General features: G+C 42.7%; 24 protein-coding genes and 1 pseudogene. 13 read left to right on the top strand and 12 right to left on the bottom strand.

Annotation, left to right across the window (positions count from 1 at the left end; genetic code table 11):
- Nucleotides 1–61: 61 nt before the first annotated feature.
- From purL to RMY31_RS04765, 3 genes are read right to left on the bottom strand one after another with little or no spacing between them, the layout of a single operon-like run.
- The gene (purL, locus tag RMY31_RS04775) at nucleotides 62–2422 is read right to left on the bottom strand and encodes a phosphoribosylformylglycinamidine synthase subunit PurL (protein WP_322659072.1); all 2361 of its coding nucleotides are present in this window, start codon (nucleotides 2420–2422) and stop codon (nucleotides 62–64) included.
- 33 nt (nucleotides 2423–2455) lie between these two features.
- Nucleotides 2456–2857, bottom strand: coding sequence for a type II toxin-antitoxin system death-on-curing family toxin (locus RMY31_RS04770; RefSeq protein WP_322659071.1), 402 nt, complete (start codon nucleotides 2855–2857; stop codon nucleotides 2456–2458).
- Complete coding sequence (locus RMY31_RS04765; protein WP_322659070.1) at nucleotides 2844–3011, bottom strand: hypothetical protein; 168 nt, start codon at nucleotides 3009–3011, stop codon at nucleotides 2844–2846. The genes RMY31_RS04770 and RMY31_RS04765 overlap by 14 nt, the downstream gene beginning before the upstream one ends.
- 584 nt (nucleotides 3012–3595) lie before the next feature.
- Here RMY31_RS04765 and RMY31_RS04760 point away from each other — a divergent pair.
- Nucleotides 3596–3730: a hypothetical protein gene (locus tag RMY31_RS04760; RefSeq protein ID WP_409877341.1), complete on the top strand. Its 135-nt coding sequence runs from the start codon at nucleotides 3596–3598 to the stop codon at nucleotides 3728–3730.
- Nucleotides 3731–3991: 261 nt separating this feature from the next.
- On the opposite strand, the gene RMY31_RS04755 is transcribed toward RMY31_RS04760, so the two are convergent.
- Nucleotides 3992–4477, bottom strand: coding sequence for an allophycocyanin subunit alpha-B (locus RMY31_RS04755; protein WP_322659069.1), 486 nt, complete (start codon nucleotides 4475–4477; stop codon nucleotides 3992–3994).
- Between the two features lie 160 nt (nucleotides 4478–4637).
- On the opposite strand from RMY31_RS04755, the gene rlmD reads away from it, so the two are divergent.
- Nucleotides 4638–6029: a 23S rRNA (uracil(1939)-C(5))-methyltransferase RlmD gene (gene rlmD, locus RMY31_RS04750; protein WP_322659068.1), complete on the top strand. Its 1392-nt coding sequence runs from the start codon at nucleotides 4638–4640 to the stop codon at nucleotides 6027–6029.
- A 402-nt stretch (nucleotides 6030–6431) separates the two neighbouring features.
- On the top strand, nucleotides 6432–6884 hold the full coding sequence (locus RMY31_RS04745) for an anti-sigma regulatory factor (RefSeq protein ID WP_322659067.1): 453 nt from the start codon (nucleotides 6432–6434) through the stop codon (nucleotides 6882–6884).
- 92 nt (nucleotides 6885–6976) lie between these two features.
- On the opposite strand, the gene RMY31_RS04740 is transcribed toward RMY31_RS04745, so the two are convergent.
- The gene (locus RMY31_RS04740; protein ID WP_322659066.1) at nucleotides 6977–7258 is read right to left on the bottom strand and encodes a DUF6439 family protein; all 282 of its coding nucleotides are present in this window, start codon (nucleotides 7256–7258) and stop codon (nucleotides 6977–6979) included.
- Nucleotides 7259–7302: 44 nt separating this feature from the next.
- On the opposite strand from RMY31_RS04740, the gene RMY31_RS04735 reads away from it, so the two are divergent.
- Together RMY31_RS04735 and asnS are read left to right on the top strand one after the other, a co-directional pair.
- Nucleotides 7303–7671: a hypothetical protein gene (locus tag RMY31_RS04735; RefSeq protein WP_322659065.1), complete on the top strand. Its 369-nt coding sequence runs from the start codon at nucleotides 7303–7305 to the stop codon at nucleotides 7669–7671.
- A 2-nt stretch (nucleotides 7672–7673) separates the two neighbouring features.
- Complete coding sequence (gene asnS, locus RMY31_RS04730) at nucleotides 7674–9065, top strand: asparagine--tRNA ligase (protein WP_322659064.1); 1392 nt, start codon at nucleotides 7674–7676, stop codon at nucleotides 9063–9065.
- A gap of 547 nt (nucleotides 9066–9612) precedes the next feature.
- On the opposite strand, the pseudogene RMY31_RS04725 reads toward asnS, so the two are convergent.
- The 3 genes and pseudogenes from RMY31_RS04725 to RMY31_RS04715 form a co-directional block, all read right to left on the bottom strand.
- A pseudogene (locus RMY31_RS04725) lies at nucleotides 9613–10385 on the bottom strand (Rpn family recombination-promoting nuclease/putative transposase).
- A 558-nt stretch (nucleotides 10386–10943) separates the two neighbouring features.
- A complete protein-coding gene (locus RMY31_RS04720) occupies nucleotides 10944–11621 on the bottom strand; it encodes a response regulator transcription factor (RefSeq protein ID WP_322659063.1) in 678 nt (225 codons plus the stop codon).
- 326 nt (nucleotides 11622–11947) lie between these two features.
- Nucleotides 11948–12421 carry a ferredoxin gene (locus RMY31_RS04715; protein ID WP_322659062.1) on the bottom strand — a complete coding sequence of 158 codons (474 nt, stop codon included), beginning with the start codon at nucleotides 12419–12421 and terminating at the stop codon, nucleotides 11948–11950.
- 246 nt (nucleotides 12422–12667) lie between these two features.
- On the opposite strand from RMY31_RS04715, the gene groES reads away from it, so the two are divergent.
- From groES to RMY31_RS04695, 4 genes are all read left to right on the top strand, one after another.
- The gene (groES, locus tag RMY31_RS04710) at nucleotides 12668–12979 is read left to right on the top strand and encodes a co-chaperone GroES (protein ID WP_322659061.1); all 312 of its coding nucleotides are present in this window, start codon (nucleotides 12668–12670) and stop codon (nucleotides 12977–12979) included.
- Between the two features lie 143 nt (nucleotides 12980–13122).
- Entirely contained in the window at nucleotides 13123–13251 is a 129-nt protein-coding gene (locus tag RMY31_RS04705) for a hypothetical protein (protein ID WP_409877337.1), read from the top strand.
- A gap of 49 nt (nucleotides 13252–13300) precedes the next feature.
- Nucleotides 13301–14935 (top strand): chaperonin GroEL, encoded by a 1635-nt coding sequence (groL, locus tag RMY31_RS04700; protein WP_409877335.1) that lies wholly within the window; start codon nucleotides 13301–13303, stop codon nucleotides 14933–14935.
- A 125-nt stretch (nucleotides 14936–15060) separates the two neighbouring features.
- The gene (locus tag RMY31_RS04695; RefSeq protein WP_322665291.1) at nucleotides 15061–15366 is read left to right on the top strand and encodes a hypothetical protein; all 306 of its coding nucleotides are present in this window, start codon (nucleotides 15061–15063) and stop codon (nucleotides 15364–15366) included.
- Between the two features lie 120 nt (nucleotides 15367–15486).
- Here the strand turns inward: RMY31_RS04695 and RMY31_RS04690 are convergent, their stop codons facing one another.
- Complete coding sequence (locus RMY31_RS04690; RefSeq protein WP_322665293.1) at nucleotides 15487–16176, bottom strand: SHOCT domain-containing protein; 690 nt, start codon at nucleotides 16174–16176, stop codon at nucleotides 15487–15489.
- Between the two features lie 443 nt (nucleotides 16177–16619).
- On the opposite strand from RMY31_RS04690, the gene RMY31_RS04685 reads away from it, so the two are divergent.
- Genes RMY31_RS04685 through RMY31_RS04675 form a run of 3 tightly spaced genes read left to right on the top strand, consistent with a single transcriptional unit; the run spans nucleotide 16620 to nucleotide 18107 of the window.
- On the top strand, nucleotides 16620–17459 hold the full coding sequence (locus RMY31_RS04685) for an urease accessory protein UreD (protein ID WP_322665295.1): 840 nt from the start codon (nucleotides 16620–16622) through the stop codon (nucleotides 17457–17459).
- An 18-nt stretch (nucleotides 17460–17477) separates the two neighbouring features.
- Entirely contained in the window at nucleotides 17478–17780 is a 303-nt protein-coding gene (gene ureA / locus RMY31_RS04680; protein WP_322665297.1) for an urease subunit gamma, read from the top strand.
- Nucleotides 17781–17801: 21 nt separating this feature from the next.
- Nucleotides 17802–18107: an urease subunit beta gene (locus RMY31_RS04675; protein ID WP_322665299.1), complete on the top strand. Its 306-nt coding sequence runs from the start codon at nucleotides 17802–17804 to the stop codon at nucleotides 18105–18107.
- A 30-nt stretch (nucleotides 18108–18137) separates the two neighbouring features.
- On the opposite strand, the gene RMY31_RS04670 is transcribed toward RMY31_RS04675, so the two are convergent.
- Nucleotides 18138–18512 (bottom strand): GxxExxY protein, encoded by a 375-nt coding sequence (locus tag RMY31_RS04670; RefSeq protein WP_322665301.1) that lies wholly within the window; start codon nucleotides 18510–18512, stop codon nucleotides 18138–18140.
- 79 nt (nucleotides 18513–18591) lie between these two features.
- Between RMY31_RS04670 and ureC the strand changes: the two genes are divergently transcribed.
- Complete coding sequence (ureC, locus tag RMY31_RS04665; protein ID WP_322665303.1) at nucleotides 18592–20307, top strand: urease subunit alpha; 1716 nt, start codon at nucleotides 18592–18594, stop codon at nucleotides 20305–20307.
- A gap of 121 nt (nucleotides 20308–20428) precedes the next feature.
- Here ureC and RMY31_RS04660 read toward each other — a convergent pair whose 3' ends face one another.
- Entirely contained in the window at nucleotides 20429–21643 is a 1215-nt protein-coding gene (locus RMY31_RS04660; RefSeq protein WP_322665305.1) for a calcium-binding protein, read from the bottom strand.
- Nucleotides 21644–21760: 117 nt separating this feature from the next.
- Nucleotides 21761–22561: a PhzF family phenazine biosynthesis protein gene (locus RMY31_RS04655; protein ID WP_322665307.1), complete on the bottom strand. Its 801-nt coding sequence runs from the start codon at nucleotides 22559–22561 to the stop codon at nucleotides 21761–21763.
- Between the last annotated feature and the right edge of the window lie 348 nt (nucleotides 22562–22909).

Genomic DNA, 22909 nt, shown 5'->3' with positions numbered 1-22909 from the left:
ATGAAGTATAAAGTGTGAAGTAAAAACAATTCATTCTTTAAACTTGAGACTCGATCCTTACTTAGGTAGTGTGCATGGCTAAACGTCTGGCGATCGCATCGGCATAGCGAGCTTTCATATCTTCAATACTAACTTTTATTAAGATGTGGTTGTCAGTGGTCAAAACCGCCAAACCTGTATCGGAATTTCCAACTTTACCCAATTTTTGCCATTCTTGACCCAAATGTTCCTGTAAGTAAGATTCCCAACTTTCTTGTTGCTCTGGGACTACAGAAACTAAAATTCTGGCACCACCTTCGCCAAACAAAACTTCATCTAAGCGTTGTAACTGATTTGTTGTTTCTAGATTAATTTCAGCACCGAGGTTGCCAGCAATGCAAGATTCCGCAATAGCAATACTCACTCCTCCTTCCGCACAATCATGGGCCGAACGTACCCAACCAGCATGAATTCCCTCGCGGCAAACTTGCTGTACGCGGCGTTCCAAGTCAAAATCTACTCTTGGGGGTTTTCCGGCTACAGTGTCGTGGATAGTGGCTAAATACTCGGATGCTCCCAATTCAATTTTGGATTGTATGGGTAATCCTAATAAATAAATTACATCGCCTGCTGTTTGCCAACCTTGACCACAAATCTTGCTTAAATCGGGGATCAATCCCACCATACCGACAACAGGGGTGGGATAAATTGGTTGTGGGTTTCCTTGGGAATCGAAGGTTTCATTGTATAAAGAAACATTTCCACCAGTCACTGGTGTTGCTAATTCTTGACAACCTTCTGCCAAACCTCGACAAGCTTCTGCCAACTGCCAATATCCAATCGGTTTTTCTGGACTGCCAAAATTCAGGTTATCTGTCACCGCCAGAGGTTCTGCACCCACACAGCTGAGATTGCGTGCTGCTTCTGCCACCACTGCCTTAGCTCCCTCATAGGGATCGAGGTAAACATAACGAGAATTGCAATCGACTGTAGCCGCTACTCCTGATTTGAGATTTGGGATTTGAGATTTGAGATTGGGAATTTCTTCAAGCGGACGCAAACGGATAACAGCTGCATCTGCACCACCTGGGAGGATGACAGTATTATTCTGCACTTGATGGTCGTACTGACGATAGACCCAGTTTTTAGAAGCGATCGTCGGTGTATCGAGTAAAGTTAACAAAATATCATTCCAACTTTGCAAACGTCCTTGGATTTCAATACCAGCAGTTGTGCAAGCAGGCAAAGATTCGGGTGTCCATTGCCAAGCTTTCACAGCATATTCTGGTGGTTCTGCCAATAACTCCCGATGATAAAGTGGAGTATTTTCCGCCAATGCTTCAGCGGGAATTTCGGCTGCGACTTCACCTTGAAAGAGAATCCGCACGATGGGTTCAGCAATTACTGTACCCGCGACAACGGCATGAAGTCCCCAACGGTGAAAAATGTCAATTAGCTCTCGTTCGCATCCCTTGTGAGCAACGAATAACATGCGTTCTTGAGATTCTGAAAGCAGGTATTCATAGGGAACCATACCCGTTTCCCGCACGGGAATCTTATCTAAATCCAGTTCAATGCCCACACCGCCTTTAGCTGCCATCTCTGACGTAGAACACGTAATACCAGCTGCACCCATATCCTGTGCAGCAACAACCGCACCTGTCTTAAACGCCTCCAGACAAGCTTCAATTAACGACTTTTCTAAAAAGGGGTCGCCCACTTGCACTGCGGGTCGGTCATCTATTGACTCATCACTTAATTCTGCACTGGCAAAACTCGCTCCTCCCATGCCATCGCGTCCAGTGGTGGAACCGACATACAGAACAGGATTACCTAAACCCGATGCCCCAGATTTGACAATTTCTGGCGTTTCCATCAATCCCAACGCCATGACGTTCACTAAGGGATTACCAGAGTAAGCAGAGTCAAAGTAAACTTCGCCACCAACTGTGGGTACACCCACACAGTTACCATAATGACTGATCCCAGCCACAACACCATTAAACAGCCGTTGGGTTTTGGCATCTTCTAGAGAACCAAAGCGCAACGAGTTTAATATAGCAATGGGACGCGCACCCATTGTAAAAATATCTCTGAGAATGCCTCCTACTCCAGTGGCAGCTCCTTGAAAGGGTTCGACAGCTGAGGGATGGTTATGGGATTCAATTTTAAACGCTAGTTGCAGTCCGTTGCCTAAGTCTACGACACCCGCATTTTCACCTGGTCCCACAAGAATGCGCGACCCAGTAGTGGGAAATTGTTTGAGTAAAGGTCGTGAATTTTTATAACAGCAATGTTCCGACCACATCACCCCAAACATTCCCAGTTCAGCTTTATTGGGATGACGGCCTAACCGTCGAACAATTTCTGTGTATTCTTCTGGCTTCAGACCTTCGCCAGCGATTTCTTGGGGGGAAAACGGATCTCTTGAGGTGGCGGTCATGGAAGTAATGCACCAAGGGGACAGAGGATTATTCTATCGATTTACTTGCCCTGTAGGTGCAGTTCTAGAAATGCAGATGACTCTATCTTTGGATATTTCCCTTTGAACTACTCTAATTACTAAGTTGTAGGCTTCTTCCTCTAATAAGTTCAAGCTGTACCCGTTCAAGGTGATGAAGGTATTCATAACAGCAAAAGCAGCGCGCTTGTTACAATCCACAAAGGGATGGTTCATTGCTGGATGGTACAGATAAGCTGCGGCTTGCTCGTGAATTGTGGAATGGAGAAGTTTGCCCGCAAAGGTCGCTTGAGGTTGCGCTAAAGCTGAATCTAGTAAACCTTCGTCTCTAATACCAGAAGTACCACCAAAGCTAATTATCTGATCCTGGTGTATGGCTAAGACTTGAGAAATATAAAGGAACTTAGGAGTCTGCAAAGCGACGGTAGACCTCCTGCCATTTCTGTTTAGAAGCTAAATAAGCCTGCCATACTTCTGCGTCTTCTGCAATTAGATTAGAGGCAGTATCCCCAACTTTGTCTTTGCTGTTGTTGGTTTCACTCAAAGACGCTGCTAAACCAGGAATGCTCAATAGTTTTTCTTTTACTTCGTTTTCTCCTGTTTATTGCAAATAAGCCAGAAAAGCAAGTGCTAATTGTAATTTTTTAGCAGAAAGCTGATGTAAACGAGTTTCTGCTTCTAACAGGTAGGGGCTATGCGTTTGTTCTGCTGCCATCGTTATTCTCCAGCTATTGTTCGTGCAAAGCATTGTGAATCCGTTTTGCCGCTAACTCTAGCTTAGAACTAATCAATTTACCTCGGAAGAGCGATCGCAATCTAATAGAATTATTAATATGATTCAAATAACCTGATCGTTCAAAAATTTAATATTTCAGTAAAAATACTAATTTTGTATTTTTAAATACATTTAAAATCGAATGTTATGTATATATATTCTAAGAAAAATAAATCACTTAAGCAAATACAGCTTGTTGTTAACAATCAAGTGATGAAAATCACATAGACCCAATGATTAAGATCGTCTCTTTTCAATTAGTTAATTGCCATAATTATACCTAACTGAACTCTAGCCGAGTCATTAATAGGGAACACACTAATTGCCGACAGCCTTTCCTAAAGGACTGTCGGCTTTTTGTAATTGGTTAGTGGTCAGTTGTGAGTCAGTGTGGTCTTGGGGAGCCACTGCGTTGGGCGGCTCTGCCGACTTGTAGACGCGCTCTGCGCGGCTTCCCGCAGGGTAGCAAGTGGCGTGGTTTCCCCCATGAACAACTGACGTTAGCGAAGCGCTAGCGACGCAGGAGCGTCACCCGTACTGCTAAAGCAGAACCCGCAGGGTAGGGTCAGTTGTCCTTTACTGAATAGCTACTGAATATTGACTATTGCATAAAATATCCCCACCTTTGGTTGATAACTTGACAAATTTGCCAGAGCCACTACCAAACGTGGGGAAGTTATGATCAAATTAGAAATCTTATGGATATTGAGTGCTAATACCTTGCACTCACTCTATGAGAGCGGAAGTAGATTCCTAGAATCAGCACACACTTTGCATTAAGACATCGCTTGAATGATGTAATCAAAGTAGGGTGCTGCTTCTAAGGCATCATCTGCACTTAGTAAGTCAAGGGAGGCTTTTTTTAGAGAATTAATGGCTTCCACCATTCCAGGCACAGGAACGCCCAAAGAATTGTACATTTCCCGTACACCTATTAAACCAATTTTTTCAATTGGCTCTTTATCGCCAGCAAGTACACCATAAGTAATTAGGCGTAAGTACCAACCAAAGTCACGTACACAGAGAGAACGCTGACGTTCTCCATAAGCGTTGCCACCGGGTGCGATAAAGTCGGGACGTTTCTGCCAAAGCTGTTTAGTTGCTTGTTGAACAATCTTCTTTTCGTTTTCAGCTAGGGTAGCAGCAATCCGCGTCCGTTGTTCGCCGGTTTGCAAAAAGTCTTTGATATTGTTGAGTTCGCCACTGCTGGGGTAGCGCAGTTCGTCGTCGGCTTTGAGAATAACTTGGCTAATTACAGTCATGATTATTGCAATCACACGAAATATTATTTGCTAGTTTAACGAGTCTGAGGTACACAAGTGAAGAGGGCAGGGGACAAGAGAGCAGGGGGAGCAGAGGGAGCAGGGGGAGATAAGGAGAATAACTACTAACCACTAACTACTGACTACTGACCACTGACTAATGACTAAAACAACTTGGCGACAAGGTGAATTAATTGAAGTGACGATCGCTGACTTGAGTGATACTGGCGATGGGGTAGGACGTTTTGACGAACGTGTGGTATTTGTCCCAGATACTGTCCCAGGCGATCGCGTTATAGTTCGCTTAGTACATGTCAAACCTAAATATGCTCACGGCAAACTCGAGCAGCTATTGCAAGCATCTCCTCACCGGATTCGACCAAGTTGCATTGTGGCTGATAAGTGTGGTGGTTGCCAGTGGCAGCATATTAATTATGAATATCAATTAGCAGCCAAGCAAAATCAAGTTATCCAAGCTTTGCAGCGTATTGGCGGTTTCGTCGATCCACCAGTAGATCCGGTGCTGACTGCTACCTCGCCTTTAGGCTATCGCAATAAAGCTACCTATCCTCTGGGTATTTCCGCTACAGGTCAAGTACAAGCTGGTTACTACCAAAAAGGTAGCCATCAATTAGTTAACTTGAATCAATGCCCAGTACAAGACCCACGATTAAATCCTCTACTGGCTGAAGTTAAGCAAGATATTCAAAAGCACGGTTGGCAAATTTACGACGAACAGCGTCATCAAGGACAAGTTCGCCACCTCAGTTTACGTATTGGGCGGCGCACTGGGAAGATGTTGTTGACTTTGGTAGTCAAGGACTGGAATTTACCAGAAATTGAAAATCAAGCGCAGGAATGGTTACAGCGCTATCCTCAACTCGTGGGAGTGTCCTTAAATCGTAATAGCGATCGCACCAATACTATATTTGGAACCGAAACCCGTTGTATTGTTGGAGTTCCTTATCTGCGAGAAAAGTTTGCTGAATTAGAATTTCAAGTCCGCCCAGATACATTTTTCCAAGTTTATACAGAAACAGCAGAATTACTATTACAGGTAATTCAATCAGAACTAAATTTTCAAGGGCATGAAGTTCTAATTGATGCATACTGTGGTATTGGAACTTTAACGTTGCCTCTAGCCAAACAAGTACGACAAGCGACAGGATTGGAATTACAACCAGAAGCTGTTCAGCAGGCCATTTTGAATGCCCAATGTAATGAAATTAAGAATGTGACATTTCAAGTCGGAGCAGTAGAGAAATTGCTGCCGCAGATGGGCATAATACCAGATGTGGTCTTACTCGATCCGCCCCGTAAAGGATGCGATCGCGCTGTTATCGAATCTTTAATGAAATCGAAACCTCCGCGCATCGTTTACGTCAGCTGTAAAGTAGCCACTCTTGCTCGCGACCTGAAACTGCTGTGCCAAGATGGGCTGTACACGATCGCAAGGGTACAACCTGCTGACTTTTTTCCCCAAACAGCTCATGTGGAAGCAGCCGCTTTTCTTGTGTTATCACATTTAAGCAAGGGTTCTGAGTTTTTCTAAAAAACTCAAATTTCAAATTTGTAGTCTAGTGCATCATAAAAATGCTAAAATCGAATTAACCTAGAAATAGAAATGATTTTGTTAAAAAAATTAGAGTTGCATTAGCTCTAAAAAGCGTGAATTAGGCTTGTCTAAAGTACGAATCGGCAATACAAAGAGCATTCCAATACTCTTTTGCATCTCCAGCATCTTTCAAGTTGCTAACTGCGCTAGCAGATTTCCCACAGCCGTTTTATCTATCAGCAATCTAAAGTCATGAATAGAGTCCATGCTCCCTAGCATTTTCAAAATTTTAGTATTAAAGACGCAAGTTTGAAGGCAGCATGACCACCTCAAATTTTATCAGGGTGCCTGTAAAAGCAAACTGATGTCTAGCTAACTGAAAGCTACGGGGTTTCTCTTGTGATTACCATTTCCCTCCGTCCGGTTGGACGTTATTGGGGCACAATTAGTTTCGCCTCAACTCTCTATCTTTGTCCTATTTTAGATTTACTGCTGGCGGAGATACCAGCAAAGTTGCAAGCAGAGCTGCGGCTAGGGCTTCAAGAAGCTCTAGTAAATGCAGCCAAACACGGTAATAATCTCGATCCTAGTAAAACGGTTGTAGTTCGTTTTTCCCTTATAGATAATCAATATTGGTGGGTAATATCAGACCAAGGTCAAGGCTTTACTCCCTCATCGGCTAATGATGATGATGAGCCAACAGACTATCTACCACCCGATGAAGCAGAAAGCGGTCGTGGTCTATGTCTTCTCCACCAAATTTTCGACCAGGTAGAGTGGAACCGCAAAGGCACAGAACTTAGGCTTTGTAAACAAATGGAAACCCGTCCCCGTTTATCTCTGCGACGGTGAGAAGAGGACGTGGAGAGGAGGAGACAGGGAGACGCGGAGAGTTTTTCATTTATATTCCCCGCGCCCCCGCGTCACCGTGTCCCTGCGTCTCCTCATCTCTTCTCGCCGTGAGTCGGACAGGGAGGCGCGGAAATAGAGCGATCTAACCAACCAGCGGCTTGTTCTAATCTGGCGAGGGCTTCTTGTGGCTGATTGTTGAGGAGATACACAAGAGCTGCGGTTGCTTGTTCGCTAGCGCGGGAATTGCGGTTAGACTTGAGGCGATGCCAATCGTTAGGGGAAATACTCAGCCTTTCCATGAGGGCTTGGGCTAGTTCCAGAGTGGTAAATTCATTCAGTTGACTGGATTTAGGCAGCTGGGTAAATTGAGACATAACTATTGGCACAATTGCATTTACCTCTACTGTACTACTTGTAAATGAAGCCGCCTAAACAATCTTCTCAGCATTCCCTAGAGGAAAATCAAGAACCAGATTTTGAAAAAGAACTAGAGGAAGTAGAGCGATCGCTCCTATCCTTAAAAGAACGCTACACTCAAGTACAACGCGATCGCCAACAAAAGGCACAATGGCAACAACGCCGCCACGAATTGAAACAAAATAAACACCAGACACCAGAAATCAAAGCGGAGTTGCGGCAAATTCAACAGCATTTAGAAGTGTTAGAAATAAACTTAGAAAGCCAGTTATTCTCTTGGACGAGTCTCAAGAAACCTTTCTGGCAAGTCATCCGCTTTGGTGGAATGGGCGTTATTATAGGCTGGATATTAAAGTCCTGTGCTGGGTAAATATGGTAAATCGACGGATTGCAGAAACATTGCGAAGTGGTCAACCTGATGAGTCTCTACTGGTTCAAGGCTGGGTAAGGACGAAACGCGAGTCAAAAGGATTTGCTTTTATTGAAGTCAATGACGGCTCATCACTAGCTAATTTGCAAGTCGTCATCAATCAGGATTTGCCAGACTACGAAGCTATTTTAAAAAAATTGAATACAGGTGTAGCAGTCGAGGTGACAGGGGTGCTGGTGGCATCTCTGGGTAAAGGACAGCGCATTGAGTTAAAAGCAGAAGCGGTGAAAGTATACGGAGAAGCCGATCCCGATACGTATCCCCTGCAAAAGAAACGCCATTCCTTTGAGTTTCTGCGAACCATTGGACATCTGCGATCGCGTACTAACTCCTTTGGTGCAGTTTTCCGCGTCAGAAATGCCTGTTCTACAGCTATTCATCAATTCTTCCAAGAAAGAGGCTTTTTGTGGGTACACACACCCATCATTACAGCTAGTGATTGCGAAGGTGCAGGTGAACTATTTAGCGTTACCAGTTTGGATCTCAAGAAAATTCCCCGCACAGATAACCAAGCTGTAGATTACACGCAAGACTTTTTTGGTAAACCCACATATCTAACAGTTAGCGGTCAATTGGAAGCGGAAGTTATGGCAATGGCGTTTTCTAACGTCTACACCTTTGGCCCTACCTTCCGTGCAGAAAACTCCAACACCTCGCGCCACCTCGCAGAATTTTGGATGGTTGAGCCAGAAATGGCTTTTTGTGACTTAGAAGGGGACATGGATTTAGCTGAGGCATTTCTCAAACATATATTTAAATACGTGTTGGAAAATTGCCCAGAAGACATGGAATTTTTTAATCAGCGCATTGATAATACCGTCTTGGCAACAGCCGACAATATTATTAATAATGAGTTTGAACGCTTAACTTATACAGATGCCATTAAACTTTTAGAAAAAGCTGATGTAAAGTTTGAATATCCTGTAAGCTGGGGCTTAGATTTACAATCAGAACACGAACGCTACTTAGCAGAACAACTGTTTCAAAAGCCAGTAATCGTCACAGATTATCCAGCGCAAATCAAAGCCTTTTATATGCGCTTGAATGAGGATGAAAAAACCGTCCGCGCTATGGATATTCTTGCACCTAAAATTGGCGAAATTATTGGTGGTTCCCAAAGAGAAGAACGTTTAGAAGTTTTAGAACGTCGTGTGTTAGCACAAGGATTAAATCCAGAAGAGTTGTGGTGGTATTTAGATTTGCGTCGTTATGGTACTGTTCCCCACGCTGGCTTTGGTTTGGGTTTTGAAAGACTTGTGCAATTTATCACCGGAATGGGAAATATCCGCGATGTAATTCCCTTCCCGCGTACACCACAAAATGCCGAGTTTTAGATTAGTTCCTACAGTCAATGTAGTGGCATGGCAAGGCTAAAATGTTGCATTAAAAATCTCTGAAAAATTGAAGTTTAGACACATAATCGAATTTTTCTATTGCACTACTTTAGCCTTGACACGCCAGTAGTGGATTAACAAGACTAAAATGATGCAATAAATTTTCTTGTAGGGCGGGCATCTTGCCCGCCAGTGAGGAGGGGTGAGGACACCCATTCCACAAGAGTTTGCTAATGCACAAATTTAAGCTTGCCACGCCACTATATCTTGAAAAAAGCGACAATTGACACAGAAGAATAAAGGTGATTTGCCGTTAGTTCCACAATACACCCGTAATAGCAAGGGCGATAGTTATTCCCAGTGGACTAAATAGATTAATTCTGATGATTTATTGTTTTCTGACATCAAATCTATACTGAAGCCCTGTATGATACTTTTGACCTAAGACAAGTATTCCCAGAATTACTCAGTAATTATCAATGGTTTGCTAAAGGGCATATCTTTATCAGTGTCGGTTTGAAACTCAGTATTCTTCTCACCGATTTATTTAAGTTTTTTGAATCTCCTCTTGTAAAACTTGAATTTGCTCAATAGATAATTCCGTAACTTGAGCAATTTGCTCTAAACTCATTCCAATTCGCAACAAATCTAAAGCCAACTTTCTTGTTGTTTCTGCTTTACCTTTGGCTTCGCCTTCTTCTAGGATTTGTTGATAAATGACTGATTCGCGCATCATCTCACTTCTTAAAATCTTGCTAATTACATTTTTCTTTAAGCTAGACCTGCTAGAATTCCACTAGCAGTTGCTATATTTCTTTGTAGCTGGCGATCGCTAATTGCTTCAACTGCTTTAACTACTTGGATTAATACCATTGTAGGATCGTTTGTCTGACTTAGCACGGCAAAGGGTAATAAGCCTGGAATACTCATAAATCTGTCTGTTGGTTGTTCCCACAGCCGTATTACCTCAAACTGGTGGTAAGTGTTGTTTAATTTAAAACTAGTTTTACTGACTAGTTCTGAACTTGTTTTTCTTAAATAGATTACTACTTGACGCATTTGTTTATTAGGAAAGCGGCGATAAACTCTAACCCGGTAATCTAACATCCTAAAGAGGATATCTTCATCAGCGTCGGTTTGAAACTCTGTATGTAGAACTAAATTATCAGATTGTAATAAGATTAACGAATCAGCACGAATTGGTTCAGTTGATAATTCAGTAGGGCTAAGTTCTGTTAATTAAATCGGTGAACCTAATAACCAAGTTGCCAAGTCATCTTTGAAGTTTTCGGTAATGAATTTACAGATATTGTCATACATGGCAACCTTAAATAAAAGGTATCAGGTATTATTGTTAAAAATTAAATTTTTTGTGTTGGGTTGAGGCGTAGTAGAATTTCCTAAAACTCTCAGCATTTTAATAGCAGAATTTAATGAACGGATGTGTATACAATGTTATTAATGCAATATCGCTTGCAAAACATGGTACAGATGCTTGTCCACGAGCAGAACTGCTATTTTACCAATAAATGGAGGTTGTTTGGGCAACATGTGTAAGTTGGTTGAGTTACCCTCTTGGTCGGATGTGTGTTAGCGATCGCTTGCCTTGGTAATACCTAAAAGTTTGATAGGATAAACAAAAATGGCGTTGCATAACAGTGGGATAAATTGGGGTAAGTAGGGGAGGCAGGGGATGCAGGGGAAGCAGGGGGAGAATTTTAGAAGTTGCTAAATCATCCCGCAACTATGCAACGCCACAAAAATAAGTGGAGATTGGCTAGCTGCAATTTTCTGCCAATCTACCCCAAAACAACAGACCAATAATAAAGCTATCAGCTGTCAGCAGTCAGTTAAAGACGGCTGAACGCTGATAGCTATTTAAGCCATTTGATTTTCAATCGCCCACCGCGCTAATTCAGTGCGGTTGTGGAGATTGGTTTTGCCCAACATGTTGGACACATGGCTTTCAACAGTACGCTGGCTGACATTTAATTCTTCAGCAATTTCCCGGTTAGCTAAACCCCTAGCTACAAACTGCACCACTTTTAGCTCGGTTGGGGTTAACTGTACATCAAAAGGTACTTGGATGCGGGAACCGTTTTCTCCTCCTTTGGCTTGGTGTTCTTTCCAACGGATAGTTTGTTTCAGCGAAGATTCTACTTGCGCTACGAGTTCTTCTGGTTCAAAGGGCTTGACCATATATACATCAGCACCTTTATTCAGCCCTTTAACTCGGTCTGCACTTTGTCCCTTGGCTGAAAGGAAGAGAACGGGAATCCAGCCAGTACGTTCGTTTTGCCGGACTTGTTCGACAAAAGTGTATCCGTCCATTTCCGGCATCATTACGTCACAGATGATCATATCTGGAACTTCTTGTTCTAAGATTTCCAGAGCTTCTCGTCCATTTTCAGCAGTGATGACTTCATATCCTCTGAATTCCAAGTAATCCTTCACCAGCAAGATGAGGTTAGGGTCATCATCAATTAATAGAAGTCGTTTGTGATCTTTCATGCTGGGCTCTTTCATAGCAGTGGCACTTGTCGCGCTTCGGTCCATCAAGGTCTTGAATGGTTATCCTCTATCGTGGATTATCGAGATGTTGTTCTTTTTCCCACTTAACTTGCCTTTGCGTCCTCGAAGTCTCAAAAGTATTAATTACTTTCTGGGAGACCACTAGCTCATTGGCAAAAGTCCAGTAAGGATACGTAGAGCAGTAGTGTTTATAATGCGCTATTATATATCCCTTTGAAAGTAGCGGGTGGAAAAACACTGATTAAATAATAATCCTTCTAGTTCACAAGTAAGTATTGGCTTAAGATGACCCTAGCTACAAAACAACCCGCGCTTTCATTGGCTTACCGCTTTACTATATCCTCCGGATGTTAAGCCTCTATCAATCGATCGCAAGCAAGTAAGGGAGTTTCCGGCAAAGGATGGGTTAAAAATGCATATTCTTCCACCACCCTATTGCCTATCAAGTGTTCTTGGATGATCCGCTCAATAACTTCCGGGTTTGCTTGGCGATACCAGACACCATCCGGGTAAACAACCATTATCGGCCCAGAACAACAAACTCGCAAGCAGTTGGCTTTGGTTCTAAAGATGCAAAAGGGACGACTTTCGTGCGGGCGATCGAGTTTTAGCTCTTTCAGACGCTTTTTTAAGTATTCCCAAGATTCAAGACTAGCTTGTTTTGAACAGCAGTTAGCAACTGTCTGGTCAGCACAAATAAAAATGTGTCGCTGAATTTTTGCAAGTCCTAGAGTTTCTACACAATTACTTAAGGCTTTATTGTCTGGATTTTTAGTGGTTTTGGGGATTTTTCGGCTGGGCTGGATCACTGTATTGTTACTCATTGAGCGGCTCCCTGATTACAGTTCTATAACAATTTCCAAGCTTTGCAAATAAAGTTGACCATATAAAAATATTCGTAACTTACGGAAGAGAACCCGCAAGCTCTAAATAATTAGGTATTAGTACCTACGTGGGACTGCGATTACCTAGTTCGGGAACCCGTACACAATGAATTATTGCCATTTCATGCCGCTCTTCGGTAAATTAGCACTCAGGAGTTGAGAGTGCTAACTCTGGAGAAAATTTGTATGGCAGCTGTATCTCTAAGCGTATCTACAGTCAAACCTTTAGGCGATCGCGTTTTCGTGAAAGTGAGCGCCTCTGAAGAAAAGACCGCAGGTGGTCTGTATTTGCCCGACACGGCCAAGGAAAAGCCCCAAGTAGGGGAAGTAGTCGCCCTTGGCCCTGGCAGACGTAATGACGACGGTAGCCGTCAGGAATTGGAAATTAAAGTCGGAGATAAGGTGCTGTACTCCAAGTACGCTGGCACCGACATCAAACTCGGCACCGAAGAATATGTACTGCTTTCTGAAAAAGACATTTTAGCAGTCGTTGCTTAGTCAAGAGTCATTAGTCAGTGGTCAGTGGTCAGTGGTCAGTGGCAACTGACAACTGCTCCTTCGGATGACGCTCGTTCCGACGCTCGATGACTCGCTAACACTTCGCTATCGCTAACGCTAGCTACTTATGAGGAGCTACTGCGTTGGAGAGACACTGCGTTGTGCGGGTTAAAAGCGTTGAAGCAAGTGGTGTGGAAACCACGGCAGGTGCTTTATGCCGGGGAACCCGTCCACCGCACTGCCTCCCCAAGACCGTACTGGCTCACAACTGACAACTAACAAAAGACAACTAACAACTAAACAACTAACAACTAAACAACTATGGCAAAGCGCATTATCTACAACGAAAACGCCCGTCGTGCCTTAGAGCGAGGCATCGATATCCTGGCTGAGGCTGTAGCTGTTACCCTTGGTCCCAAAGGTCGTAACGTAGTCCTAGAAAAGAAATTTGGCGCTCCCCAAATCGTTAATGACGGTGTAACCATCGCCAAAGAAATCGAATTAGAAGACCATATTGAAAACACTGGCGTAGCTCTGATTCGTCAAGCTGCTTCTAAGACCAACGATGCTGCGGGCGATGGTACCACCACCGCTACCGTTTTAGCTCACGCAATTGTTAAAGAAGGCTTGCGGAACGTTGCAGCTGGTGCTAATGCGATTTTGCTGAAGCGTGGTATCGACAAAGCTACCAGCTTCCTCGTAGATAAAATTGCTGAATACGCCCGTCCGGTGGAAGATTCCAAGGCTATTGCCCAAGTCGGTTCTATCTCAGCTGGTAACGACGAAGAAGTCGGTCAGATGATTGCCCAAGCAATGGACAAGGTAGGTAAGGAAGGCGTAATTTCCCTAGAAGAAGGGAAATCTATGTTCACCGAGTTGGAAATCACCGAAGGGATGCGCTTTGATAAAGGCTACATCTCTCCCTACTTTGCAACCGACCCTGAGCGGATGGAAGCAATTTTCGATGAGCCTTTCATCCTGCTAACCGATAAGAAAATCGCTTTAGTACAAGACCTCGTACCAGTGTTAGAGCAAGTTGCGCGTGCTGGTCGTCCTTTGGTGATTATCGCCGAAGATATTGAAAAAGAAGCTTTGGCAACCTTAGTGGTCAACCGTTTGCGCGGTGTACTCAACGTTGCTGCTGTGAAAGCTCCTGGTTTTGGCGATCGCCGCAAAGCTATGCTAGAAGATATCGCTGTATTGACTGGCGGTCAATTAATCACCGAAGATGCTGGTCTGAAGCTGGAAAACACCAAGATTGATGGTCTGGGTAAAGCTCGCCGCATCACCATTACCAAGGACAACACCACAATTGTTGCCGAAGGTAACGAAGTTGCAGTCAAGGCTCGTGTCGAGCAAATTCGTCGTCAAATCGAAGAAACCGAATCTTCCTACGATAAAGAAAAGCTGCAAGAGCGTCTTGCTAAACTCTCTGGTGGTGTAGCTGTGGTGAAAGTGGGTGCAGCCACCGAAACCGAAATGAAAGACAAGAAGCTGCGTTTAGAAGACGCTATCAACGCTACCAAAGCTGCTGTAGAAGAAGGTATCGTTCCTGGTGGTGGTACAACTCTGGCTCACCTCGCTCCTTCTCTGGAAGAGTGGGCAAACGGCAACCTCAAAGGTGAAGAGTTGATTGGTGCTTTGATTGTAGCTCGTGCCTTGCCTGCGCCTCTGAAGCGGATTGCTGAAAACGCTGGTCAGAATGGTGCTGTCATCGCCGAACGCGTTAAAGAAAAAGAATTTAACGTTGGCTACAACGCTGCGACCAACGAATTCGTCGATTTGTTAGCCGCTGGTATTGTTGACCCTGCTAAGGTGACTCGTTCTGCTCTGCAAAACGCTGCTTCTATCGCTGGTATGGTGTTGACAACCGAATGTATCGTAGTTGACAAGCCTGAGCCTAAAGACGGCGCTCCTGCTGCTGGTGCTGGTGCTGGTGGTGACTTCGATTACTAATACCCTGTAGCCTCCTATTTGTAAAACAGTTGCTTCCCTTGTGGAGGCGGCTGTTTTTTTGTATAACCTGCGAATAATAAGACAAAAAATAATAGTTATAATCGAGTTATTTAAGGAAACTTTTTATGAATTACACATTAGAAATACAAGCAATGTATGCACGAAAATTTCTCGATCTAAAACTAGAAGATGTCCTTAATGCAGCTGCTAAAGATAAAAGTCTAAGTCCAAATACACTAGGTCAGCTTGAGTATCTGAGATGGAATGAAGCTGATCAGTTAACATGGATTACGATTAAATTTAGACAACAAATACAAAAAAGTCCCTACATGCATCAAGAAGTGGAAAGAGCAATAAGACTGTTAGAATACTCCATTAGACATTTTGCTATGTTTTTTGATGTTGACACATTATTTATGTGCAGTTTTTAAATATCTATATAGCTTGATAATAAAGCGATCGCACCTTGCAATCTGAAAGAGAGTGCGATCGCCGTTATGATTATCTGTATTGACTACAGCCATCATAGTTTAGTTTTAATTAATTTAGTATTAGATATTAGTAGCTAGTATTTGTGACTTCTTTTGTTCAAATTCTTCATTTGTGAGAATTCCAGAATTCCTAGCACCTTCAAGTTGCTTCAATTTCTCACTAAAGGAAATCTCTCTTTTAATATCAGCAGCTTTTTTATTAAATTCTTCTTGACTTAAGATGCCTGTAGCTAAAGCAGCTTTCAACTGAGCAAGTTTATTTTCTAAATCAGCATTTGAAGTCTGTGTCATTAATTCTGATTTCTTTGTTTCATATTCTATTTGACTTAAGATACCAGTATCTAAAGCATTCTTAAGCTTCATCAATTTCTCGTTCAGTTCGTTATTTTTTTTCTGGTCTATTGCTTGATTTTCAAGCTCCTTTTTTTTGGAATTATAAGTTACTTCATCTATTAAATTCTGCTCAAATACTTCTTTTAGTTGCCTAAGCTTCTCTTCTAAAGATTCTTGTGTTTTTATAACAGCAATTTCTCTGTTCGATTTTGCTCTTTCACCAAATATCACCTTTTGTTCAATAAAATTCCAAATATCTCCTTCTATTTTTTTCGACCATCCAGCAGCTAATCCACTGCCTATCAAACTAACACCTCCCGTCAACAAAGTACCAACACCGACAGCTGCTAAGTTGGTTGCCCACTCTCCTGTTCCTAATTCAATAGAAAAGTTATTAGAATATCCCTCAATTAACACATTAAAAGCTCTTGATGCTCCAACGACTTTTCTCCAAGTCTCTGTTTTCTGAGGTTGTATAATCTATGCTCCTTCTGCTTTATTAAATTGTACTTGATATCCTTGCTGGACGAACCAAGATTGAACATCCTGAACTAAAACATCTAAATCACAGTTTTTATTTTGATAATTTTTCTTAGTCATAATTTGTGATATTTAGAAAAAAGTAAATTGCATAATAATTTTTATCAAAACTATATTGCTAGAAGCTTGAGGGAATTTACTGATTTATACTCCATTGAGTAAAAGCGTAAATTTATTAATTTTTTTTAACATTGGATGACAATATTAGCGGTTATCATTCATTAGGAATTTTGACGAAAAAATAATAAATTTCAGGTTAATAAGTAGTGAGGTACTTTCACGAAATATAATGCACCTGAAATTTAATGTTTAATTTATAAATGACTTGCAACTCGCAAACAGCAGAAAGCTGGCATGGCAAACTTAACTTAGTTTATGCCGATCGCCAAAACACAACCCAGCTAATTTACAATCACCATCAAGCACCGCTAAAGGTGCAACGCCCGTTTTATCCAGAAGGCGCAAAAGTTTGCCATAGCGTAATTTTACATACCGCTGGGGGAGTTGTGGGAGGCGATCGCCTTTCCCTGAATTTTCACCTTCAACCCGATGCACAAGCTTTAATTACCACAGCCGCCGCCAGTAAGATATATCGCAGTAACAGCTTGCAAGCTAGACAAACCATCGAAATACAAGTTGATGCTGGTGCTTGTTTAGAATGGTTGCCACAGGAAACAATTTTATTTAACGGTGCGATTTATCGGCAAGATTTACGGGTAGAATTAGCAACCGGAGCCAATTATTTAGGTTGGGAAATTACTCGATTTGGTCGCAGTGCTAGAGGAGAAAAATTCTTGCAGGGAGAATGGCGATCGCATACCGAAATTTGGCAGCAAGGCGTTCCCTTGTGGATCGATCGGCAATGGCTACTAGGTAACGAAGAAATTTTCCACAGTCCCCACGGATTGTTTGGAAAACCCATAGTGGGTAGTCTAGTTTGGGTTGGAAATCCTGTTTCAGTGGAAATCGTCGAAAAAACACGAAATTTATGGAATGGGGAAGGCGAAGCTGGAGTTAGTCAATTACAAAATGGATTTTTGTGTAGATATCGTGGTTATTCTACATCTGAGGTGAGAAACTGGTTTACAGCTGTTTGGCAAATGCTACGAGTTAATTTTTTGAGTCGTGGTAATTGCATACCAAGAGTTTGGCAGGTTTGAACCCCAGAGGAGGTAAGAATGCAACTTACGCCGCAGGAAAAAGACAAATTATTAATTTTTACAGCTGGACTATTAGCAGAAAGACGTAAGGAAAGAGGTTTGAAACTGAATTATCCAGAAGCAGTTGCTTATCTTTCTGCTGCTATTTTAGAAGGTGCGAGAGATGGGAAAACTGTAGCAGAATTAATGAGTTATGGTGTAACACTGTTAACACGCGATGACGTGATGGAAGGAATACCAGAAATGGTACATGAGGTGCAAGTGGAAGCAACTTTTCCTGATGGCACAAAGTTAGTAACAGTACATAATCCAATTCGTTAGTTTGAGGATTTTGCAATTATTATGATTCCTGGAGAAATCATTACACCAGAAGGTGAAATAGAACTAAATGTTGGTCGTTCTACTGTTAAATTACAAGTGTCTAATACAGGCGATCGCCCCATACAAGTCGGTTCTCATTTTCACTTTTATGAAGTTAACACCGCTTTAAACTTTGATAGAGAACAAGCGCGAGTAATGCGCCTCGATATCCCCGCAGGAACCGCAGTCCGCTTTGAACCAGGCGACGAAAAAGAAGTTATATTAGTACCCTTGGTTGGTAGTCGACAAGTTTACGGTTTTAATGGCAAAGTTAATGGCAATCTTTAAACGCAAAGGTAAACGCAAAGGTACGCAAAGTTAGAGTTTATTGGCTACACGTTTAATGCCTTCTTTGAGGTGGAGGACGTTAAAGTTGAGAATAAGACCAAGTTTGCAATTAGTCAGTTTGAGATAAGTTAAAAGTTGTACGGAGTGAATTGGGTGAATCGATTCCACAGATTTAACTTCAATAATTACTTTATTTTCGACTATTAAATCTAATCGATAAACGCAATCTAATTTCACCTCTTCGTAAATAAGCGGTAATGGAACTTGCTTACCAACATTAAATCTCTTCTTCAATTCATAATACAAACACTCCTCATAAGCTGACTCCAATAACCCTGGTTCCAACGCCGTATGCACTCGCATTCCACAACCAATTATTGTCCCACTCAAATCATTCTCATCCATACTCTGCGTACCTTTGCGCGTATCTTTGCGCTCCTTTGCGTTTAAACTCGATTCTAACCTTAGTTTCAAGGAATGTATTATGCCTTACAGAATGGATCGCCGCGCCTACGCCGAAACTTATGGGCCGACAGTAGGCGATCGCGTTAGACTTGCAGACACAGAATTATTTATTGAAGTTGAACAAGACTTCACCACTTACGGCGACGAAGTGAAATTTGGCGGCGGTAAAGTTATCAGAGATGGGATGGGACAATCTCCAATTTCTAACGCGGATGGTGCTGTAGATTTAGTAATTACTAATGCCTTAATTCTCGATTGGTGGGGTATTGTCAAAGCAGATATTGGCATTAAAGATGGCAAGATTTTCAAAATTGGTAAAGCTGGAAATCCTTATATTCAAAATAATGTAGATATCATTATTGGCCCTGGAACTGAAGCCTTAGCAGGCGAAGGAATGATTCTCACTGCTGGCGGAATTGATAGTCATATTCATTTTATTTGTCCCCAACAAATTGAAGTGGCGATCGCTTCCGGTATTACTACAATGATTGGCGGGGGGACGGGGCCAGCCACAGGTACAAACGCCACTACCTGTACCCCAGGCCCTTGGAATATTTACCGGATGTTGCAAGCCGCTGATGCTTTTCCTGTGAACTTAGGATTTTTAGGCAAAGGTAACGCTAGCCAACCCAAAGCACTTACAGAACAAGTGACAGCTGGTGCGATGGGGTTAAAACTGCATGAAGATTGGGGAACTACACCCACAGCAATTGATACTTGCCTCAGCGTTGCTGATGAATATGATGTGCAGGTGGCAATTCATACCGACACCCTCAATGAAGCTGGATTTGTGGAAGATACGATCGCCGCTTTCAAGAATCGCGTAATCCACACTTACCACACCGAAGGCGCAGGTGGTGGACACGCACCAGATATTATCAAAGTTTGCGGTGAAGCTAACGTCTTGCCATCTTCCACTAACCCTACCCGCCCTTACACCGTCAATACCTTAGACGAACACCTGGATATGTTGATGGTATGCCATCACCTCGACCCAGCGATCGCCGAAGATGTTGCCTTTGCTGAATCCCGCATCCGCCGAGAAACCATTGCCGCCGAAGACATTTTGCACGACTTAGGCGCGTTTAGTATGATTTCTTCCGATTCCCAAGCGATGGGAAGAGTAGGAGAAGTAATAATTCGGACTTGGCAGACATCCCACAAAATGAAGGTGCAGCGAGGAATCCTTAATCCACAAGGAGCAGAACAAAGGGCAGATAATTTCCGAGCAAAGCGATATGTTGCTAAATATACTATTAATCCGGCGATTACACATGGTATTGCCCAGTATGTTGGATCGGTGGAAGAGGGAAAACTAGCAGATTTGTGTTTGTGGCATCCAGCATTTTTTGGTGTGAAACCAGAAATAGTGATTAAAGGCGGCACGATCGCATGGTCGCAAATGGGTGATGCCAACGCCAGTATTCCAACACCGCAACCTGTGCATATGCGACCAATGTTTGGCAGTTTTGCAGGTGCGCGTCATGCAACTTCTTTAACCTTTGTTTCCCAAACGGCTTTAGACAAGGATATTCCTAGACAATTGAGTTTGCGAAAAACCGCAGTTGCAGTTTCCGGGACACGTCAACTCAGTAAGCGGGATATGAAACTGAATGATGTCCTACCTAAGATTGAAGTCGATCCCGAAACCTATGAAGTCAGGGCAGACGGTGAGTTGCTTATTTGTGAACCTGCAACAGTTTTACCAATGGCGCAAAGGTACTTTTTGTTTTAATTCCCGATCGAGCGATCCAGTGATTACGATAATCCTTGGAAAGAAGTCATTGAGCTATATTTTCCCAGCTTTCTGGAATTCTAACGATTAACCCACTTGTACAGAACGGCTTTAGTCTAGTCTAAACGAAACGAAAATAACTCTCGCTAAGACTCAAATTGGAAACTCCTTGTACAACCGCAACTAGTACATCTGCCTGTTCTTCTTGGTCAATATATATGCCTGTCCCTGTTTGACCAACAGGAGCAGAACCCAAAACATAATTGGCCGGGTAATATAAACCCAAATCGCTAGGATAATATGATTTGGCAAGTTGGATAATGTCCTGGTTAGTGTTGAAGTCAGTAATAATTGCGTATTCAGTAAAAGTACTTTCTTCACCAAACGCTAGACCATACAGAGTTAATCCATGCACATCCGATCCTAGAATAAATTGGTCTGACCCAGCACCACCTGTCAAGGTGTCAACCACATCAACAGTATTTTGTCGAAAAAAAACGAAATCAGTATCACCAATTAGCACATCATTACCAGCACCACCATCTAGGAAATCACTTCCAGCCTCTCCATATAATGTATCGTTGCCTGCACCACCATCTAGAAAGTCATTCCTCCCACTACCAAAATAGATATCTACAATACTGGCCGCTAGGAGATCGTCACCGGAGCCACCATAGAGATGGTCGTCGCCAGCATCACTTTGACGTCGGTTGGGATTCAAAGTACCGCCATATATGCGATCGTTACCAGAGCCGCCATAGAGATAATCTTCTCCTAAGCTGCCCTCTAAAAGATCGTTTCCGGAACCGCCATCGAGTGTGTCATTTCCACCAATGGCAAAAACTCCATTAAAGAGGATATCTGCAAAAATGGAATCGCCGTGTAAGGTGTCGTTTCCCGATCCTCCTACTAAAAGATCGTTACCATTGTCGTTGTATTTTTCAATAAAACTACCATAATCTCCAGATGAGAATGGTAGTACACCTTCATAATCGTTATAACCACCCCATAAAACATCATCCCCTGCACTGCCAATCAAGGTATCCTTGCCAGCGCCGCCCTCCAGCAAATCATTACCAAGGCCACCTCTTAGAGCATCTCGTGCCTTAGGACTGAGTCTCAAAATCTCATCTTCATCTTCACTAATAAAAGGATCGCCACGTAGGGTGTCGTTTCCAGCATCACCATCAAGCCAATCGCTACCTTCCCCGCCACTGATATCATCGTTGCCAGCTTTGCCGAGTAATATATCATTTCCTGCTAAACCGCTAACTGTGTCATCGTATACATATCCAGTTAAAGTATCGTTAAACAAAGTTCCAACAAAAACTGGCATAATCGTGAATTTCCTTGTAATGCAACTGCTGTATTAAAAAACACACTTAATATTAAAAGTTGTAGATTTTCACGAGTGTAACTATCTTAAGGATGAGTTTGACTAAATTACGTTCGGTCAGGTGACGGTTAATTCTCCTCGCATCACGGTTACAGCTTGGCCGGCGAGAAAAACGCGATCGCTTCCCCTATAACGTAACTTCACCACGCCACCACGACTTGATGCTTGATATGCTAAGAACTCATCTTTACCCAGGCAATCGCGCCAGAAGGGAGCCAGACAGCAATGAGCAGCACCAGTAACCGGGTCTTCATTAATACCTAATCCTGGTGCAAAGAAGCGAGAGATAAAATCGTATTTAGAATCAGGGTGAGTAGCACTTGTAACAATAACACTCGAAACAGGCAATGTTTTTAGCTGCTGGAAATTAGGCTGCATCTGCCGCACCAAATCTTCAGATTCTACTTCTACCAAATAGCCTAGGGAATTCTGGAAGACAGATTTGTAAGGTATACCCAAGGCTTCGCTAAATTCTGGAGGGGCAACTCTTACTTGTGAGTGATTTACTGGAAAATCTAACTCAATCCACTCACCTTGCCGCTTAGCGATGAGTACTCCGCTTTTGGTATGGAAACGCGCGACTTCATCGGGTAAAAGATGTGCCTCTGACCAGAGTACATGGGCACTAGCCAAGGTTGCATGACCACAAAGCGGTACTTCCACAGTTGGCGTAAACCAACGCAGATTAAAACCATTGTCTTGTCTAACCAGAAAAGCTGTCTCAGATAAATTCATCTCGTGCGCTACGTTTTGCATCCAGGCATCATCCCGGGGAGTAGGCAAAACACAGACAGCAGCAGGATTACCTGCGAAGGGCTGATTGGTAAAGGCATCAACCTGAGTAATGATTTGTCCCATAGGTCACTCTGGAAGTGAGTCCAGCAAATTTGCAGCTTTGTATATATATCATGAGTGCGTTAGAGATTAAAGCACTGACAATCAAATGTTCACATAGTAATAGTCTGTCAACTTTGAACTGACGAGTTCAAATGGGGCAAGGGAGAAATCATTGAAAATTTTACCCATCGAATCAATCTTGACACTCTGCAATCATTGAGAGGCGATGCTTATCCCTGTTCTGTCACTCTCGGAAAACAATAATCGAAGCAAGATTCTGAAACTTTGATTGAGTCAAGCTTTGAGCCTTTATTTTCTAACAGTAACTAAAATTTATAGCCAAAACTTAGAAATTAAAGCCTCGAAAGG

The sequence above is a fragment of the Dendronalium sp. ChiSLP03b genome (assembly GCF_034531165.2).
In the GTDB taxonomy this organism is placed as follows: Bacteria; Cyanobacteriota; Cyanobacteriia; order Cyanobacteriales; family Nostocaceae; genus Dendronalium; species Dendronalium minutum.
Note: the sequence above shows the minus strand (reverse complement) of the source record. Positions and strands in the feature narration are given on the sequence as shown.

Bases quoted from the DNA above. Each gene is read 5' to 3' on its own strand.
- RMY31_RS04685 (WP_322665295.1), top strand. From the start codon at position 16,620: ATGACTTGCAACTCGCAAACAGCAGAAAGCTGGCATGGCAAACTTAAC.
- RMY31_RS04740 (WP_322659066.1), bottom strand. From the start codon at position 7,258: ATGTCTCAATTTACCCAGCTGCCTAAATCCAGTCAACTGAATGAATTT.
- RMY31_RS04755 (WP_322659069.1), bottom strand. From the start codon at position 4,477: ATGACTGTAATTAGCCAAGTTATTCTCAAAGCCGACGACGAACTGCGC.
- purL (WP_322659072.1), bottom strand. From the start codon at position 2,422: ATGACCGCCACCTCAAGAGATCCGTTTTCCCCCCAAGAAATCGCTGGC.
- RMY31_RS04670 (WP_322665301.1), bottom strand. From the start codon at position 18,512: ATGGATGAGAATGATTTGAGTGGGACAATAATTGGTTGTGGAATGCGA.
- RMY31_RS04715 (WP_322659062.1), bottom strand. From the start codon at position 12,421: ATGAGTAACAATACAGTGATCCAGCCCAGCCGAAAAATCCCCAAAACC.
- rlmD (WP_322659068.1), top strand. From the start codon at position 4,638: ATGACTAAAACAACTTGGCGACAAGGTGAATTAATTGAAGTGACGATC.
- groL (WP_409877335.1), top strand. From the start codon at position 13,301: ATGGCAAAGCGCATTATCTACAACGAAAACGCCCGTCGTGCCTTAGAG.
- RMY31_RS04720 (WP_322659063.1), bottom strand. From the start codon at position 11,621: ATGGACCGAAGCGCGACAAGTGCCACTGCTATGAAAGAGCCCAGCATG.
- RMY31_RS04695 (WP_322665291.1), top strand. From the start codon at position 15,061: ATGAATTACACATTAGAAATACAAGCAATGTATGCACGAAAATTTCTC.
- RMY31_RS04675 (WP_322665299.1), top strand. From the start codon at position 17,802: ATGATTCCTGGAGAAATCATTACACCAGAAGGTGAAATAGAACTAAAT.
- asnS (WP_322659064.1), top strand. From the start codon at position 7,674: ATGGTAAATCGACGGATTGCAGAAACATTGCGAAGTGGTCAACCTGAT.
- RMY31_RS04655 (WP_322665307.1), bottom strand. From the start codon at position 22,561: ATGGGACAAATCATTACTCAGGTTGATGCCTTTACCAATCAGCCCTTC.
- ureC (WP_322665303.1), top strand. From the start codon at position 18,592: ATGCCTTACAGAATGGATCGCCGCGCCTACGCCGAAACTTATGGGCCG.
- RMY31_RS04660 (WP_322665305.1), bottom strand. From the start codon at position 21,643: ATGCCAGTTTTTGTTGGAACTTTGTTTAACGATACTTTAACTGGATAT.
- RMY31_RS04735 (WP_322659065.1), top strand. From the start codon at position 7,303: ATGAAGCCGCCTAAACAATCTTCTCAGCATTCCCTAGAGGAAAATCAA.
- ureA (WP_322665297.1), top strand. From the start codon at position 17,478: ATGCAACTTACGCCGCAGGAAAAAGACAAATTATTAATTTTTACAGCT.
- groES (WP_322659061.1), top strand. From the start codon at position 12,668: ATGGCAGCTGTATCTCTAAGCGTATCTACAGTCAAACCTTTAGGCGAT.